This window comes from Clostridium sp. HV4-5-A1G, assembly GCF_900184915.1.
GTDB classification, from domain to species: domain Bacteria; phylum Bacillota; class Clostridia; order Clostridiales; family Clostridiaceae; genus Clostridium_B; species Clostridium_B aromativorans.
Map to the genome: position 1 here is coordinate 1 of NZ_FXYI02000064.1, position 17364 is coordinate 17364.

At 34.7% G+C, this 17364-nt stretch carries 16 protein-coding genes and 2 pseudogenes; 16 read left to right on the top strand and 2 right to left on the bottom strand.

The window, feature by feature from the left end:
• Positions 1-464: 464 nt before the first annotated feature.
• Positions 465-602 (bottom strand): annotated as a pseudogene (locus J5G60_RS19195) (transposase); the annotation flags it as partial.
• 88 nt (positions 603-690) lie between these two features.
• Positions 691-1067, bottom strand: a pseudogene (locus J5G60_RS18875) (IS701 family transposase); the annotation flags it as partial.
• Between the two features lie 680 nt (positions 1068-1747).
• On the opposite strand from J5G60_RS18875, the gene gpr reads away from it, so the two are divergent.
• The 16 genes from gpr to yqfD form a co-directional block, all read left to right on the top strand.
• Positions 1748-2722, top strand: a complete 975-nt coding sequence (gene gpr, locus J5G60_RS08645; protein WP_150358129.1) for a GPR endopeptidase — start codon at positions 1748-1750, stop codon at positions 2720-2722.
• A gap of 147 nt (positions 2723-2869) precedes the next feature.
• A complete protein-coding gene (locus J5G60_RS08650) occupies positions 2870-3193 on the top strand; it encodes a hypothetical protein (protein ID WP_150358128.1) in 324 nt (107 codons plus the stop codon).
• Positions 3194-3285: 92 nt separating this feature from the next.
• The gene (lepA, locus tag J5G60_RS08655) at positions 3286-5094 is read left to right on the top strand and encodes a translation elongation factor 4 (RefSeq protein WP_150358127.1); all 1809 of its coding nucleotides are present in this window, start codon (positions 3286-3288) and stop codon (positions 5092-5094) included.
• Positions 5095-5242: 148 nt separating this feature from the next.
• A complete protein-coding gene (hemW, locus tag J5G60_RS08660) occupies positions 5243-6376 on the top strand; it encodes a radical SAM family heme chaperone HemW (protein WP_150358132.1) in 1134 nt (377 codons plus the stop codon).
• A 190-nt stretch (positions 6377-6566) separates the two neighbouring features.
• Positions 6567-7610 carry a heat-inducible transcriptional repressor HrcA gene (gene hrcA / locus J5G60_RS08665; protein WP_150358126.1) on the top strand — a complete coding sequence of 348 codons (1044 nt, stop codon included), beginning with the start codon at positions 6567-6569 and terminating at the stop codon, positions 7608-7610.
• Positions 7611-7690: 80 nt separating this feature from the next.
• The gene (gene grpE, locus J5G60_RS08670; RefSeq protein WP_150358125.1) at positions 7691-8407 is read left to right on the top strand and encodes a nucleotide exchange factor GrpE; all 717 of its coding nucleotides are present in this window, start codon (positions 7691-7693) and stop codon (positions 8405-8407) included.
• Positions 8408-8475: 68 nt separating this feature from the next.
• On the top strand, positions 8476-10368 hold the full coding sequence (gene dnaK / locus J5G60_RS08675) for a molecular chaperone DnaK (RefSeq protein ID WP_150358124.1): 1893 nt from the start codon (positions 8476-8478) through the stop codon (positions 10366-10368).
• Between the two features lie 140 nt (positions 10369-10508).
• Complete coding sequence (dnaJ, locus tag J5G60_RS08680; protein ID WP_150358123.1) at positions 10509-11657, top strand: molecular chaperone DnaJ; 1149 nt, start codon at positions 10509-10511, stop codon at positions 11655-11657.
• An 89-nt stretch (positions 11658-11746) separates the two neighbouring features.
• The gene (gene prmA, locus J5G60_RS08685) at positions 11747-12688 is read left to right on the top strand and encodes a 50S ribosomal protein L11 methyltransferase (RefSeq protein WP_150358122.1); all 942 of its coding nucleotides are present in this window, start codon (positions 11747-11749) and stop codon (positions 12686-12688) included.
• A 4-nt stretch (positions 12689-12692) separates the two neighbouring features.
• A complete protein-coding gene (locus J5G60_RS08690; RefSeq protein ID WP_150358121.1) occupies positions 12693-13451 on the top strand; it encodes a 16S rRNA (uracil(1498)-N(3))-methyltransferase in 759 nt (252 codons plus the stop codon).
• Positions 13452-13534: 83 nt separating this feature from the next.
• Positions 13535-14839, top strand: coding sequence for a tRNA (N(6)-L-threonylcarbamoyladenosine(37)-C(2))-methylthiotransferase MtaB (gene mtaB / locus J5G60_RS08695; protein WP_150358131.1), 1305 nt, complete (start codon positions 13535-13537; stop codon positions 14837-14839).
• A 59-nt stretch (positions 14840-14898) separates the two neighbouring features.
• Complete coding sequence (locus J5G60_RS08700) at positions 14899-15243, top strand: histidine triad nucleotide-binding protein (RefSeq protein ID WP_150358120.1); 345 nt, start codon at positions 14899-14901, stop codon at positions 15241-15243.
• A 173-nt stretch (positions 15244-15416) separates the two neighbouring features.
• On the top strand, positions 15417-15593 hold the full coding sequence (rpsU, locus tag J5G60_RS08705; RefSeq protein ID WP_007061146.1) for a 30S ribosomal protein S21: 177 nt from the start codon (positions 15417-15419) through the stop codon (positions 15591-15593).
• 28 nt (positions 15594-15621) lie between these two features.
• Positions 15622-16071, top strand: coding sequence for a GatB/YqeY domain-containing protein (locus J5G60_RS08710; protein WP_150358119.1), 450 nt, complete (start codon positions 15622-15624; stop codon positions 16069-16071).
• Between the two features lie 150 nt (positions 16072-16221).
• Positions 16222-16491, top strand: a complete 270-nt coding sequence (yqfC, locus tag J5G60_RS08715; RefSeq protein ID WP_268253773.1) for a sporulation protein YqfC — start codon at positions 16222-16224, stop codon at positions 16489-16491.
• A partial coding sequence (gene yqfD, locus J5G60_RS08720; protein WP_150358117.1) for a sporulation protein YqfD occupies positions 16478-17364 on the top strand: 887 nt, incomplete at its 3' end. The genes yqfC and yqfD, both read left to right, overlap by 14 nt.

Below are 17364 nucleotides of genomic sequence, written 5' to 3' on the forward strand. Positions count from 1 at the left end.
ACACTTCCCCTTCTTAATTTTATTATAGATCTTTAGTAAATCTATTTCTTTGTGTCTACACTTTTATACTAACATCAGATGGATAGATACTGCTACCGCATTGCCATACAATAACAATGTGGTTCTAATCCAGATAGCGTTTCATTTCCTTTCGCTACTGATATATCTGTGGTTTCTTGAACTGTCGTTGAAGCAGTATAGCTTTCATCCTTATTCATGGATTATTCAGTCGCATAACTTGGGAATGTATGACTTATGACTTTACTGACGTGCTATGTTTCCTATGCCGTTTCCAACAGTCGGTGATTCAGTTTGCAACAGTCAATAGCAGTAGTATACTTGGCACTTTGTAAGAGTGCATTCTCTAAATGCCCATTACGGGCGCACCGTAGGTAATATCAACACTCCACACTTGGTCAGGATGCGTTATTGCCAGATTCTTTAGCAGATAAGGATAAATAGTATCAGCTTTCTGATTTACTTGTATTGTATTGTGGAGAAATGGCCTGTATGTACATTTCTCTCATATGCCTGAGCACAGTTTTTCTGTTTATAATCAAACCTATGTATTTTCTAAGCCATGCAGCAATTCTCCTGTATCCAAAGTAGGGATGCTACGTATATATTTTATCGATTTCTCTTTTTACAAATAAGTCATGCTCACTTGGCGAAGCAGGCTTATAATGGAGAGAGGTTCTGTTTTTTGCCTTCGTATCTATAAACATGGTAAGTAACATCGCCCACTGTAACGGGGCAGGTTTCACGTGGATTTACCAGTTTTGAAAATTGTCTCAGATTTGTCTTTAAACCATAAGGATAGATTACTCTGCTGGATTTCAATCTGCCAATAGTATGGTAATTTCTGGCAATGGCATAAAGCATCACATTGGCAGATGTATACTATGCATCAACAAGGAGATAATTGACTTGTGTAATTGTCATGAATTCATCAATAAGGATAATGGCAAGTTCCTGTTTGTTTTTAAACATTTTTTCATTTTTTTGCCCAAGGATTCTTTTCTAAGATATAGTTTAAAAGCAATTGGCAATGAATAACCAGACAATCTAGTAATGTAATTTTTGGTACTTTATCCAAGTTGAATTTTCTCAATCTAGTGCACAAGTCTAATTAAGTAGTTAAATTTCACAAGGTTTTTATTTTTTCGGTGAATATAATTTGATATCATTTATCTATATATAACGCATGAAAGATTGAACACTGGAAATAATTACGCCTTATATACTGACCTGTACTCGAAATTTTATTATTTCAAGTGTTATTTATCATAGCATGTGCATTTTTATCAACTTTGATATCTGTTTTTATTAAAAGCAGCACAGTTTCAATATTTATTAATTTTATAATTATAATAATATTAGCATTTACCAATAGTTTAACACTGACAAATTCAGGCACTACACCTAAATGTGGATTTATTGTAAAAATATTATATATTTAGTTATAATTTAAAAACATAGGTGACACTTTCTCAAGCTAATGTTGCTCAAAAAAAGTGACATTTTCATAAGTTATTGACAGTAAAATTCCAATGTGAAAAGTATGTACTTTTCCAAAATATTAAAGTTGAACTTCCTATTGTCATAACTATAAATTGCTAACTGTCAATTGCCAGCCTGGTATATTGTAAAAGATAATAACTAATAATAATATGTAGAGAAAAATCCAGGTTTTAGCTTGATCAAAGAATTTACCAAGCTTAAATAATGTAAAGGGAGTGATATGTGAATGTTTGATGTAAGGACGGATTTGGCTGTAGAAGCCAGGGAAAAGTGCCGTAAGGAAAGAGGAGGGGAAGTTCCTGGAGTGGAAGTGGAGGAAACTATGGAGGATGGTATAAAGGTGACCTGTGTAAAAATAGTGGAGGATATTGGGGAAAAAATCATGGGAAAACCAAAAGGCTCCTACATAACTGTGGATATGCCAAGACTCACTCATTACGATGGGGAAATAAGGGATAAAGTGAGCAAGGTCGTGGGAAAAGTATTGTCAAGTGTGATAGATATAGATAAAAGCATGACTGCATTGGTGGTGGGATTGGGAAATTGGAACATAACCCCTGATTCTCTGGGGCCTAAAGTGGTCTCAAAACTTATGGTTACCAGGCATTTGAAGCAGTTAGTACCTGACAAGATAGATGAGGGTATAAGGCCTGTATGTGTCATATCCCCAGGAGTACTTGGAATTACTGGCATTGAAACCAGTGAAATAATACAGGGTGTTGTGGACAAAGTAAAACCTAATCTGATAATTTGTATAGATTCGCTGGCGTCAAGGAAGATGGACAGAGTCAATTATACAGTGCAAATAGGAAATAGGGGAATATCTCCTGGTTCTGGGGTAGGCAATAGAAGGATGGAATTGAGTGAAAAAACACTTGGGGTGCCTGTAATAGCTATAGGAGTTCCTACAGTGGTGGATGCGGCTACTATGGCCAATGATACTATTGATATGGTTCTGGACGAAATGATAAGGCAGACAAAAAAGGGAGAAAAATTTTATGAGATGTTGAAATCCGTGGATAAGGATGAAAAGCATCAGATGATAAGGGCACTTCTTGAGCCTTATAAGGAAAATATCATGGTTACACCTAAAGATGTGGATCTGGTAGTGGATTCCATTTCAAAGGTCATTGCGAATGCTATAAACATAGCACTCCAGCCTGCATTGGACTTAGACGATATAAATACTTTCTTGAATTAGTAGCAGATGATATTTTATAGTAATTTTGAGTATTAAGTGAAAAATAATTGACTGTGGGATTATAATTTGGAATATAATGTATAAAATTCATAAAAAAGCTCATCCTTTATAATGAGAATTTTATTCCTGTTTGGGGGTGACTTTTTTATGAATAGGAAAGCTATTGCAACTGTAATGATAATTTGCTGTGTAATAATTATTTTAGGATTTACAGTTATAACTGCAGGATTGCCTAAATTTATAAAGGATAAATCAGATTTTAAGATAGATTACACTCAGACACCTTTTGATTTTAGCGTGGATATGGGAAATTACTCACTTAGCATAGATAATAGGATAGGTGATAATTTTAAAAACGGATCTAAAAAAATTATAGATGTGGTAGGTAGTAAAATATATTCTGGAACTTCTTATATAATAGATATGACTCAAAATACATTTGAAAATATAGAGGATAGGTTCACCAAATAATGTGCTTTTAACTGTAGGGTGATTATGATATAATTTACTGTAGTTGTTGGTCCGAATTGTGGAGAAATTTCATTGATATTGGGGGAAGTAGTATGCAGAGTGAAAGACAGAGACATATAAGAAATTTTTCTATAGTTGCCCATATAGATCACGGTAAATCCACCCTTGCAGATAGGTTAATTGAAAAAACAGGAACTCTTACTGAAAGGGAGATGAATTCCCAGGTACTTGACAATATGGAATTGGAGAGAGAACGGGGGATAACTATAAAATCCCAGGCAGTGAGGCTTATATATAAGAGGCCTGATGGAGAAGAATATATTTTAAATCTTATAGATACGCCGGGACATGTAGATTTCAATTATGAGGTTTCAAGAAGTCTTGCAGCCTGTGAGGGAGCTGTTTTAGTAGTTGATGCAACCCAGGGCATACAGGCACAGACACTGGCTAATTGCTATTTGGCCATGGATCACGATCTGGAAATTGTTCCGGTAATAAATAAAATAGACTTGCCAAGTTCGAGACCTGATGAAGTAAAAGGGGAGATAGAGGATGTCATAGGAATAGATGCGGAAGATGCTCCTCTAGTTTCTGCAAAGACAGGGTTAAATATAGATGAGGTCTTGGAGGCCATAGTAAATAAAATACCTTCTCCAGAGGGAGATGAGAATGCGCCTTTGAGGGCTCTTATATTTGATTCAAATTATGACAGCTATAAGGGAGTGGTCTGTCATATAAGGGTAAAAGAAGGTTGTATTAAGACAGGAGAAGAGATAAAGCTCATGGCTACAGGCAAGGTATATGAAGTTACAGAAACGGGAATATTTGTCCCGGATTTCATGCCCAGATCAGAATTGAAGGCTGGAGATGTGGGATATTTCACAGCTTCCATTAAGAATGTGAGAGATGCAAGGGTTGGAGATACAGTAACTGAAGCGGGAAGAGAGGCGTCAGAACCTCTTAAAGGATATAGACCTGTAGTCTCTATGGTATACAGCGGCATATATCCGGTAGATGGAAAAAAATACAGTGAATTGAAGGAAGCACTGGAGAAACTTCAGGTTAATGATGCAGCACTTTGTTTTGAACCGGAGACATCTATAGCTCTGGGATTTGGATTTAGATGTGGTTTTTTGGGACTGCTTCATATGGATGTCATACAGGAAAGGGTTGAAAGGGAATTTAACCTGGACATAATAACTACGGCTCCATCTGTTATATATAAGGTATATAAGACAGATGGTACTCTAATAGAACTTACCAATCCTACTAACATGCCTGAAGTATCGGAGATAAAGTACATGGAGGAACCAATAGTTAAGGCTTCCATAATAACTCCTTCGGAATATGTAGGATCAGTTATGGAACTTGCCCAGGGCAGAAGAGGTACTTTTAGAGATATGCAGTACATAGAGACCACCAGGGTATCCTTAAATTATGATATTCCACTAAATGAAATAATATATAATTTCTTTGATGTATTAAAATCTAGAACAAGAGGTTATGCATCTCTTGATTATGAATTAAAGGGCTATAAGGCTGCTGAATTGGTAAAATTGGATATTCTTTTAAATGGGGAAGCTGTAGATGCCCTTTCCATGATTGTGCCTGAAGAAAGGGCTTATGAAAGAGGAAGGAGTATAGCTGAAAGGCTTAAGGAAATAATACCGAGACAGCTTTTTGAAATACCAATACAGGCTGCTGTAGGTGGGAAAATTATAGCTAGGGAAACTGTCAAGGCCATGAGAAAAGATGTGCTTGCGAAATGCTATGGAGGAGATATATCCAGAAAGAAAAAACTTCTTGAAAAGCAAAAAGAAGGAAAAAAGAGAATGAGGCAGGTAGGTTCTGTGGAAATTCCCCAGGAGGCTTTTATGGCAATACTTAAAACAGAAGACTGAATACAGTTTACAATTGACAGTTTACAATTGACAATTAATGAAGATTTTCGGCTGTAACGAAAATCAACCGAATTTGATATTTGAATGTGCTTTTTTTATAAGTAAAATTTATAAACTGGGGAGTGTTTTTGTGTACGATAAAGGAAACATGATTACAGGGGAGCCTGCAGCTTTATACATACATATACCATTTTGCAGGAAAAAATGCCTCTATTGTGATTTTTCATCTTACAGTGGAAAAGAAGAATTTATGTGGAATTATTCAAAGGCGTTGGCTGGAGATATAGATTTTATAGGTAAGAGATCTATAAAATCTATATTTATAGGCGGTGGAACACCTACCTATTTATCACTTGAGAGCTGGAATAATATATATAAAGCTCTGAAAAAGTTGAAATTGGAAGACAATTTGGAATTTACAGTGGAGGGAAATCCAGGTACTTTTACCGAAGAGAAATTAAGGTTTTTAAAAAATATAGGGGTCAACAGATTGAGTATAGGACTTCAAGCATGGCAGAATTCTTTACTTGGAAAAATTGGCAGAATTCATACTTTAGATGATTTTTTAAAAGGTTATGAGATGGCGAGAAAGCTGGGCTTCTCAAATATAAATGTGGATCTCATGTTTGGGCTTCCAGGGCAGACTTTAAAGGACTGGAGGGAATCTCTGGAGAATGTGGTTGGGATGGCACCAGAACATATATCCTGTTACAGTCTGATAGTGGAAAAAGGAACTCCTTTTTACAACATGTATAAAAACCATGAACTAAAGCTTCCTCGGGAGGAAGAGGAAAGGCAGATGTATTATTTTACATTGGAGTTTCTTTACAAAAGTGGATACAATCAATATGAAATATCCAATTTTGCCAAAATGGGAAATGAATGCAGGCACAATCTGGTGTATTGGAATTTAAAATCTTATATAGGATGCGGTTCAAGTGCCCATTCCTATGTAGATGGATATAGATACAGAAATACGTCAGATATAGAAGAGTATATTTTGGAAGGCATTGAGGGGAAATTTATAAGGCTGGATAAACATAAAAATTCCATTTATGATGATATGGAAGAGTTTATGTTTATGGGACTTAGAAAGATAAATGGAATTTCAATAAGAGATTTTAAAAATAGATTCAATAGGGATATTTATTCAGTGTACGGCGGTATAATAGATAAATACGTGGAGAAGGGAATACTAATAGTGGATGGAGATAGGATGTATTTAAATAAGAGAGGAATAGAAGTATCCAATAGTGTGATGTGTGAATTTATATTGACATAATATCGTTTGTATCAGATATGTTGAGTAATCATGAGAAAATATCATAAAATTCATTTTAAATGTAATAAACTATTCTATTTGTTAAAATAATATACTTTATGTGGTGTTGACAAAAAAAATTATGAGTGATATTTTTTAATCATAGTGATTAGCACTCAACAGCAATGAGTGCTAATAAAGAGGTGATATTATGGAAATGGATGAGAGAAAGATAAAAATACTTCAGGCAATAGTAAATAATTATATAAATACTGCTGAGCCTGTGGGATCCAGAACCATAGCTAAAAAATATAACTTGGGAGTGAGTTCTGCCACCATAAGAAATGAAATGTCAGATTTGGAGGAAATGGGTTATTTGGAACAGCTTCATAGTTCTTCAGGAAGGATACCCTCTAACAAAGGATATAGGTTGTATGTGGATAAATTGATGCATATACCCAATTTGAGTCCGGAAGAAATATATATAATAAAAAGTCAGATTATAAGTGACGCATTATTTGAAGTTGATAAGATAATAAAGCAGGCTATTTATCTTTTGTCTGAATTAACGAGGCTTACTTCTGTGGTTAGAGCACCTTTTGCAAAAAAAGGTCGTATAAAGCATATGCAATTGATAAATATAGAATCTAACAGCAGTATTCTATTAGTGCTTATAATTGACAGTGGAATTATAAAAAATAACCTTATAAAAATTAAGAAGGCTATTTCTGACGGTACTCTTGTTAAGATGAGCAATGCATTGAATGACCAGTTAAAAAATTTATGTGCTGATGATATAAGTGTAGAAATTGTAGACAAATTGAAGTCGGATTTAAGAGGGTATGAGGATGTAGTTGATGAAATAATTTGCGTCTTGTATGATAGATTGAATAATGTAGATAATTCGGAAATATATATGCAGGGAGCTATGAATATATTTGACTATCCAGAGTATAAGGACATAGAGAAGGCAAGAGAATTTTTATCTATGCTGGATAATAAACAAAAGGTAAGCAGTTTATTAAACAGTGCCTCGAGTATTTCGGTAAAAATAGGAAATGAGAATTATATAGAAGGCGCAGAAGACTGCAGTGTAATATCTGCAGTGTACAGTTTAAATGAAAAACCAATAGGGGAAATTGGTGTAATAGGACCTACAAGAATACCTTATTCTAAAGTTATATCTGTATTGGCAAATGTGGTGAAGGAAATGAATAGTATTTTAAGTCATGCTTATTCTGATGAAAATAAGTGATGATATTATGCTGAATGAATCTGAAAGCCGTTTGCTGGAGATAACAATAAAATGTTAGTTGGATTGGAGGAAGTGTCTAAATGTTGAAAGATGAGGATATGAATGCACAGGATGCTGAAAAAAAATGTGCTGAAAAGGAAGATGAATGTCTAGAAAAAGATAAAAATTCCAAAGCAGGTGAAAAAATAGACCTGGATGAAAAATTGCAGGAATCCGATAATGAAAACATAGACGAAGAAGAGAAGGTCGATGAAAAAAAGTCAGAGGATGAAGCAGAAGTAAAAGAGGAAGAAGTAGATGAACTAGAGGAGAAAAGGAAGAAGTTACAGGAAGAATTAAAAAAGGAAAATTTTAAACTAAAGGATGAAAACAATAAAATTATGAATGAATTTAAAGCTCTTCAAGATAGACTTTCCAGAACAATGGCGGAATATGACAATTTTAGAAAAAGGACTTCAAAAGAAAAAGAGGGAATCTATTCTGATGCATGTAAAGATATATTAAAGGAAATACTTCCTGTATTAGATAACCTTGAAAGGGCAGCAAAGTCAGAGGGTAATTTGGATGCATTAAAAAAAGGCGTAGAGATGACAATGAAGCAATTTAATACTGCACTGGAAAAGCTAAATGTGGAGGAAATTCCTTCAGAAGGAGAGTTTGACCCCAATGTGCATAATGCAGTTATGCACATAGAGGATGATAATTATGATAAGAATTGTATAGTAGAGGTATTTCAGAAAGGATATAAGAGAGGAGATAAAATAATAAGATATAGTATGGTGAAAGTAGCAAATTAAGTTTAAATAAATGAGTGAAATGTTATAAGGACAATTTCAACTGAGTTAAATTTAGGAGGTAAGTTAACATGTCAAAAATAATAGGTATTGATTTAGGAACAACAAATTCTTGTGTTGCAGTTATGGAAGGTGGAGATCCAGTAGTTATAGCAAATTCTGAGGGTGCCAGAACTACTCCATCCGTAGTTTCCTTCCAGAAAAATGGTGAAAGACTGGTAGGTCAAGTAGCTAAAAGACAGGCAATAACAAATCCAGATAGAACTATAATGTCAATAAAAAGGCAAATGGGAACAGATCATAAGGTGGATATAGATGGGAAAAAGTATACACCTCAGGAAATATCATCTATGATACTTCAAAAAATAAAGGCTGATGCTGAAGCCTATCTAGGAGAACCTGTAACAGAAGCAGTTATAACCGTGCCTGCATATTTTAATGACAGCCAAAGACAGGCTACTAAAGACGCAGGAAAGATTGCAGGACTTAATGTTCGAAGAATAATAAATGAGCCTACGGCTGCTTCTCTTGCTTATGGCATGGATAAGATGAATACAAATCAAAAGATATTTGTATATGATTTAGGTGGAGGTACTTTTGATGTATCAATATTGGAACTTGGAGATGGGGTATTTGAGGTTAAGGCCACAAATGGAGATACCCATCTTGGAGGAGATGATTTTGATCAGAAGATAATGGATTATATAGCAGATACTTTTAAAGCTGAAAATGGAATAGATCTGAGAAAGGATAAAATGGCACTTCAAAGATTAAAAGAAGCAGCTGAAAAAGCAAAGATTGAATTGTCATCTTCCATGCAGACAAATATAAATTTACCGTTTATTACGGCAGATGCCAATGGCCCTAAGCACATAGACATGAATTTGACAAGGGCAAAATTCAATGAACTGACGGGAGATTTGGTAAATAAAACTATAGAGCCTATGAAAAAAGCTTTAAATGATGCGGGAATTACAATAAATGATATAAATAAAGTTATATTAGTGGGAGGTTCCACAAGAATACCGGCGGTTCAAGAAGCAGTAAAGAATTTCACTGGTAAAGAACCTTCAAAAGGTGTTAATCCTGATGAATGTGTGGCAGTGGGAGCAGCTATTCAGGCAGGGGTACTTACTGGAGACGTAAAAGATGTACTTCTTCTTGATGTAACACCACTTACTCTTGGGATTGAAACTTTGGGAGGAGTTGCTACTCCGCTCATCAATAGAAATACTACAATACCAACTAAAAAAAGCCAGATATTTTCCACTGCTGCAGATAATCAAACCTCTGTTGAAATCCACGTAGTTCAAGGTGAAAGACAGATGGCAGCTGACAATAAGACTCTGGGGAGATTTACTCTTTCAGGTATAGCTCCGGCTCCAAGGGGAATTCCTCAGATTGAAGTTACTTTTGATATAGATGCAAATGGTATAGTTAATGTATCGGCTAAAGACAAGGCAACTGGAAAAGAGGCAAATATAACAATTACAGCTTCCACTAATTTGAGTGACAGTGAAATAGATAAGGCAGTAAAGGAAGCTGAAAAATATGAAGAACAGGATAAAAAGAGAAAAGAATCCATAGAAGTTAAGAACAATGCAGATCAAATTGTGTATCAAAGCGAAAAGACATTAAAGGATCTAGGAGACAAGGTTTCAAGTGAAGACAAGAAAAATGTAGAGGAAAAGGCAGAAGCAGTTAAGAAAATAAAAGATGGCGATGATTTGGATGCAATAAAGAAAGCTACTGAGGATCTAACTCAGGCACTCTATGGAGTTACATCAAAAATATACAGTCAAAATGCTCAGGCAGGTCAAAATCCAGGAGCGGGCCCTAATCCAGGAGCAGGTCCAAACCCAGGAGCAGGTCCAAATCCAGGAGCTGGCACTCAGGGTGGATCAGGGAATAAAAATGATGACAATGTAGTTGATGCTGATTATAAAGTAGATGATGATAAGTAATATTTTCTCTTCACGATTGTATAATAAACGTGTATAATAGTAATAGTTAAGGGATGAGTTTTTGCTCTTCCCTTAATTTAAGTAGAGAATTGGATTTTTACTAAATAATACTTTCGTTTTAGGTGGTGAAAAATAAAAAGATGGCCAAAAAAGATTATTATGAAATACTAGGCCTTAAAAAGGGTGCCAGTGATGATGAAATAAAAAGAGCATTTAGAAAATTAGCATTAAAATACCACCCTGATAGAAATCAAGGAAATAGAGAAGCCGAGGAAAAATTCAAGGAAATAAATGAAGCCTATCAGGTCTTGTCGGATCCACAGAGAAAAGCTCAGTACGATCAGTTTGGTACAGCTGATTTTAACGGAGGTTCTGGATTTGAAGGGGGATTTGGTGGATTTGATTTTTCCGATATGGGCGGCTTTGGAGATATATTTGACTCTTTCTTTGGAGGAGGATTTTCTTCAAGCAGAAGAAGAAAAAATGGGCCAGAAAAAGGTGCAGATCTTGAATATACCTTAAATTTGACTTTTGAACAGGCAGTTTTCGGTGTGGAAAAGGAAATATCCATAACTAGAAATGAAAAATGTGAAGCCTGTAATGGAACGGGTGCCAAAAGAGGAACTCATCCACATACCTGTGACAAATGCGGCGGAACGGGGCAGGTGAGAACTCAAAGAAATACACCTCTTGGAAGTTTTGTAAGTATGAGTACCTGCGACAAATGCGGCGGAAAGGGTACTATTATCAAAGACAGGGATATATGTCCTGAATGCAGGGGTACGGGTACTGTTAGAAGGCGTAGAAGTATAAAAGTAAAAATTCCTGCAGGAGTGGATAATGGCAATGTAATCCCTATAAGAGGACAAGGCGAGGGAGGTAAAAATGGAGGCAGTCCAGGAGATCTGTATATAAATATAAGAGTATCATCTCATTCTAAATTTAAAAGAGATGGATTTGATATCTATTTGGATACTCATATTAGTTTTGGAAAAGCTGCTCTGGGAACAAGTATAAGGGTACCTACTATAGACGGAGATGTGAAATATGAAGTACCTGCTGGAACACAATCTGAAACTGTATTTAGATTGAGAGGAAAAGGTGTACCTAAAGTCAATGGAAGAGGCAGAGGAGATCAATATGTAAAAGTGATTGTGGATGTGCCTAAGAACTTAAATGAGAAGCAAAAGGAAGCTATTATGATGCTTATGGAGGCAAGTGGAGAGATCCCTGCGGGAGGAACTGGAAGAAAATCCTTTATGGATAAATTTAAACATGGATTTAAATAATTTGTAGATGCTGACAGCTTTTAACTTAAGGGCTGTCAGCAAACTTTATAGTTTTAATGTAGATCCAAATTGAGTGTAGGAGGAAATTCATGAAAAAAGAGTGGATAGAAGTGGCAATTATTACTAGCAGTGAAGCTGTAGAAGCGGTTTCTGGAATATTATACAATACAGGAGTTCAAGGTGTGTCCATAGAAGATCCTAAAGATATTGAATTTGAAAAGAAACGTCCCCAGGATTGGGATTATTTTGATGAAAGCTTGCTGAAGGTAAAAGATGGCGCAGTGATAAAAGGATATTATAAGGAAGATGAAAATCTTAAGAATTATCTGGAATATATAAAAGAAAGGGTAAATAATTTAAAAAACTGCGGGATAGATAAGGGAAAAGGCATTATCACCGTAAGTAAAGTGAATGAAGAAGATTGGGAGAATAACTGGAAGCAGTATTATAAACCTTATAGGGCAGGGAATAGAGTTGTGGTGAAGCCCATTTGGGAAAATTATAATCCTGAAAAAGATGATTTAGTAGTTCAGCTAGATCCAGGCATGGCCTTTGGAACTGGAACTCATGAAACTACGAGAATGTGTATAAAAGCTCTGGAGAAATATGTTAAGCTGGATTCGCAGGTGTTTGATATAGGCACGGGATCGGGAATACTGGCTATAACTGCAGCAGAACTTGGAGCAAAACATGTTATAGCTGTGGACATAAATGGTACGGCTGTGGAATCGGCCTTAAAAAACCTTGAATATAATGATGTAAAAAACATAGAGGTATTTCAAGGGAATCTCATGGAAAAGGTTCATGGAAAGGCAGATGTGGTAGTTGCCAATATAATTGCAGATGCTATAATATCCTTAACAGATGATGTAAAAAATTTTATAGTTCCTGGAGGAATATTTATATCTTCAGGTATAATAAAAGACAGAAGGAAAGATGTGATTGAAAAATTGAGGAATAGTGGATTTAAAATAAAAGAAGTAAATGAGGATGGGGAATGGATATGTGTAGTTGCAAAAAGGATGATATGAAGTGATGAATAAATTTTTTGTGCCTGAACAGGATATACACTGTAATACAGCTTTTATCAAGGGAGATGATGTAAAGCATATAAATAAGGTACTTAGACTTCAATGCGGGGATAAGGTAAATATAAACAACTGTGATGGCAAAGAATTTTTGGGAACTATAGAGAGTGTCGAGAGGGAAAGTGTTACAGTAAAAATTATAGAGGAAATTGAACTGTGCAATGAAAGTCCTGTTAAGATGTATCTATTTCAAGCACTGCCAAAATCGAGCAAAATGGATTTGATTGTGCAAAAAGCTACGGAAATAGGGGCATATGAAATAACTCCTGTTATTACCAGGAGGGTAGTGGTTAAAGTTGATTTTACCCAATCTAAGAAGGCGGAAAGATGGAATAAAATTGCCAAGGAGGCCTGTAAACAGTGTAAGAGAAGCAGGATACCAGTAGTGGATAGACCTATTGATTTTAAAGGACTTTTGCAATCATTAGTGCCTATGGATTTGATTTTTGTGCCCTATGAAAACGAAAAAAATTTGGGCATAAGAAATGTGATTGATTCTATAGACAATAGGGATACTATAAAAAAAGTAGCTGTAGTAATTGGACCTGAAGGTGGATTTGAAGAAAATGAGATAGAACTTCTCAAAAACATGAATTCTCATATAGTGACACTGGGACCTAGAATATTTAGGACAGAAACTGCGGGTTTTGTTTCACTAGCACTTCTCATGTATGAATTAGGTGATTTAGGAGGTATTATTAGGTGAAGGTAATTGACAGTGAAAAAGTTGATTTATCACTTGGCAATGAAGAATTTTTTCGTGTATATGGGCATAAAAAGGCAGTGGGGATGTTTACTCTAGGCTGCAGGGTGAATCAGTACGAAACCGAAGCTATGGCAGAAAAATTTATAGCTGAGGGATATAATATAGTTGGTTTTGATGATTGTGCAGATGTGTATGTGATAAATACCTGCACTGTAACTAACATGGGAGATAAGAAATCCAGACAGATGATACATAGGGCTAGGAGAAAAAATGGAAGCGCAATAATAGCTGTAGTTGGATGTTACTCTCAAATTTCACCTGAAAAAGTATCTAATATAGAGGGTGTGGATGTTGTTTTAGGTACCAGAAATAAGGGAGACATAATTTATTTGATAAAGAGGGCATGCTTGGAACATCGCAAGATAATAGAGGTCAATGACGTTCTTAAGAACAGAGTTTTTGAAGAACTTAATATAGATAAATATCAGTACAGAACTAGAGCTTTTCTCAAAATACAGGATGGCTGTAATAGATTTTGTTCTTACTGTCTCATCCCATTTGCCAGAGGAGCAGTATGCAGCAAACCTCCAGGTAAAGTTGTAGAGGAAGTAAAAAAACTTGCTCAAAATAATTTTAAAGAAGTGACGCTTTCAGGAATACATATTGCCTCTTACGGCATGGATATGAAAGATGATTGGAATCTTGCAGGGATACTGGAAGAAATAGATAAAATAGAGGGTATTGAAAGAGTTAGGATTGGTTCCATAGATCCCAAATTTTTTACAGAAGGTATCATAAATAGAATAAAAAAATTAAAAAAGTTGTGTCCACATTTTCATCTTTCCCTCCAGAGTGGATGTGATGAAACTTTAAGGAGAATGAATAGGCACTATACTGTTCTGGAATACGAGAAAATAGTCAAAGAATTAAGAGATGAAATAAAAGATGTGTCTATAACTACGGATATTATAGTGGGATTTCCAGGAGAGACAGAAGAAGAGTTCAGTAAGACCTATGATTTTTTGAATAGAATAGAATTTTCCAAAATTCATGTTTTTAAATACAGTCCAAGAAAAGGTACGAGAGCTGCGAGTATGAGGAAGCAGATAGATGGCAGGATAAAGGAAGAGAGAAGCAGCAAAGTTATAGAATTGGATAAAAAATTGGAAAAACAGTTTATGAATAAATTTTTAGGGAAGAATATGGATGTACTTTATGAGAGCCAACTTGAGAAAAATAATGATTATTATGAGGGGTATACTCCCAATTATATAAAAGTGATATCTAGAGGAGAATGTGGTCAGAATTTAGAAGGGAAAATTTTGAATACTGAGCTGAAAAGTTTAAAAGATGGATGTGTTTATGGAAAAATAAAAAGTTTTATTTGACTTTCAGAAGGATATTTTATATTGATTATTGAATAATTACTGTTAAGGAGGTGATGACTATGGAAGAATGTATTTTTTGCAAAATAATAAAAGGTGAAATACCATCTGAGAAAGTATATGAAGATGATATAGTGTTAAGCTTTAAGGATATAGAACCAGGTGCTCCAGTACATGTTCTCATAATACCTAAAAAACATATAAGGAGTATAAATGATCTTACTGAAGAAGATTCCAATATTATTGCTCATATATATTTGGTTGCAAAACAGATTGCAGATAAATTGGGTCTGGCAGAAAAAGGATATAGAATTGTGACTAACTGTGGTGAGGAAGCAGGGCAGACAGTACCTCATATTCATTTTCACTTATTAGGTGGCAGATCATTTAAATGGCCGCCGGGCTAAAAATTTTATTAAGGTGTATATGCTGAATTCAGAGGGATAATAATATATGCAGCTATATGAAATTGTTGACAGTGTCCAAAGATCTATTGTATAATTGCTATGTGCTATTTGACCTATGTTAACTGTATTTAATTTTTAAAATTAGATTGAGCTAGCGGAGGGAGGGAGATAATGTGTCAGAAATAAAAGTGGGAGAAAATGAGACTATAGAAAGCGCATTGAGAAGATTCAAGAGAAAATGTGCTAGAGCTGGTGTTCTTTCGGAAGTCAGAAAAAGAGAGCACTATGAGAAACCAAGTGTAAAGAGAAAGAAGAAATCAGAAGCTGCAAGAAAGAGAAAGTTTAAATAGAATTCTTTGAAAGAGGGTACCAAGTAATATGTCTCTTAAAGAAAATTTACAAGAAGACTGGAAGCAGGCTTTGAAGTCAGGTGATAAGCTTAGAGCAGGTACTATAAGTATGGTCAAAGCTGCTATTTTATTGGTGGAAAAAGCCGATGGAAAAAAACTTGACGATGATGAAAAGATCATAGATATAATATCAAAAGAAGTAAAACAGAGACGTGAATCTATACTTGAATTTGAAAAGGGCAAGAGACAGGATTTAATAGATAAAACAAAATCTGAAATACAGATCTTGTTAAAATACCTTCCTCAGCAGTTGAGTAAAGAGGATATTTCCGAGATTGTACGGAAAGCAGTTAATGAAGTAGGGGCACAGAGCATGAAAGACATGAAAAAAATTATGGCAATTGTAATGCCTAAAACCAGAGGCAGAGCAGATGGCAAACTTGTAAGTCAAATAGTAAAACAATATTTAAATAAATAGAAAGGTTGAGATTATATCTCAACCTTTTTTAATGGGAAAAATTTAAATAGTTCACAGCTTTAAGTAATTTATCATTCCTGTATTTCATAAATTAGTAAAGGTAAGAGAGTTGGGAGATAAATTCTTAGAGGTGATATTGTGAAAAATAAAATGTATGACACAAAACAAAATATTGCGGATAAGCTGGATTTGCCAAGAGATATAATTTTGAATATGCCTCAAATTAAAGTTATGGGAAATAACGAGATAATAATAGAAAATCATAAGGGCATCATACTATTTGAGGATAGTCAGATAAAAATTAATTCAGGTATAGGGTTGATATCAATATATGGAAGTAAATTTGAAGTGCTTTTTATAGGTGGAAGCACTATAACTATAGGAGGAAAATTTAAATCTATAGTTTATGAGGGAAACTGATAAATTTTCTTTTAAAAATTATAGAAATGGAATAATTTTAATTGAGATACAATCCCTTATACCTGAAAAGTTTATTAACCTTATGTGGGAAAATGACATCTGTATAAAAAATATAAAAAAGAAAAGTATTACCACTATGACTATGGAGATAGATTTAAAAGATTATGGTAAAGTAGAAAATATAGCCAGGAAGACCAGTACTAGAATAAAGATAATCAAAAGAAGGGGTATTACTTTTTTTATAATTAGGATTAAGAGAAAAATAACCCTAGTTTTAGGAGTGATTTTATTTGCTGCAATAATATATTACTTGTCTACATTTATATGGAATATAAAAATAGATTCTGCTGAAGGGATTCCACCTTATACAATAAGGCAGCAGCTTAAAGCTTATGGGATAGGACCAGGGACGAGTAAAAATAAAATAAACGTATATAGAATAGAACAGAAACTTATGAAGGACAATGATGACATAATGTGGGTTAAAGTGAGAATGCAGGGCTCTGAATTAAATATAAATGTAGTGGAGAAAAAATCTCCACCGGATATAAGTATGGATAATACTCCGTGTAATTTGGTGGCAAAAAAAGATGGCAAAGTATTGAGAGTATATACTACACTGGGTACACCAGTTGTAAAAGCGGGTGACGAGGTAAAAAAGGGCCAGATTCTTGTCAAAGGAGAGCAGGGAATTGAGGGATCTACTTATAGTGTACATGCCGCGGGGTATGTCATATGCAGTACACTGTATGAAAGCAGTGCTGATGTAAAAATAGATAATGTAAAAAATATCAGAACAGGTAAGAAAGTAGATAATTATTATATTAATTTGAGAGGTAAGAAGTTATATTTAAAAAAAGATAATAATAAATT

Excerpts from the sequence above, each read along its gene's own strand:
- yqfC (WP_268253773.1), top strand. The coding sequence starts at position 16,222 with ATGTATGACACAAAACAAAATATTGCGGATAAGCTGGATTTGCCAAGA.
- dnaJ (WP_150358123.1), top strand. The coding sequence starts at position 10,509 with ATGGCCAAAAAAGATTATTATGAAATACTAGGCCTTAAAAAGGGTGCC.
- J5G60_RS08690 (WP_150358121.1), top strand. The coding sequence starts at position 12,693 with ATGAATAAATTTTTTGTGCCTGAACAGGATATACACTGTAATACAGCT.
- J5G60_RS08710 (WP_150358119.1), top strand. The coding sequence starts at position 15,622 with ATGTCTCTTAAAGAAAATTTACAAGAAGACTGGAAGCAGGCTTTGAAG.
- hemW (WP_150358132.1), top strand. The coding sequence starts at position 5,243 with ATGATTACAGGGGAGCCTGCAGCTTTATACATACATATACCATTTTGC.
- dnaK (WP_150358124.1), top strand. The coding sequence starts at position 8,476 with ATGTCAAAAATAATAGGTATTGATTTAGGAACAACAAATTCTTGTGTT.
- grpE (WP_150358125.1), top strand. The coding sequence starts at position 7,691 with ATGTTGAAAGATGAGGATATGAATGCACAGGATGCTGAAAAAAAATGT.
- prmA (WP_150358122.1), top strand. The coding sequence starts at position 11,747 with ATGAAAAAAGAGTGGATAGAAGTGGCAATTATTACTAGCAGTGAAGCT.
- J5G60_RS08650 (WP_150358128.1), top strand. The coding sequence starts at position 2,870 with ATGAATAGGAAAGCTATTGCAACTGTAATGATAATTTGCTGTGTAATA.
- lepA (WP_150358127.1), top strand. The coding sequence starts at position 3,286 with ATGCAGAGTGAAAGACAGAGACATATAAGAAATTTTTCTATAGTTGCC.
- J5G60_RS08700 (WP_150358120.1), top strand. The coding sequence starts at position 14,899 with ATGGAAGAATGTATTTTTTGCAAAATAATAAAAGGTGAAATACCATCT.
- mtaB (WP_150358131.1), top strand. The coding sequence starts at position 13,535 with ATGTTTACTCTAGGCTGCAGGGTGAATCAGTACGAAACCGAAGCTATG.
- hrcA (WP_150358126.1), top strand. The coding sequence starts at position 6,567 with ATGGAAATGGATGAGAGAAAGATAAAAATACTTCAGGCAATAGTAAAT.
- gpr (WP_150358129.1), top strand. The coding sequence starts at position 1,748 with ATGTTTGATGTAAGGACGGATTTGGCTGTAGAAGCCAGGGAAAAGTGC.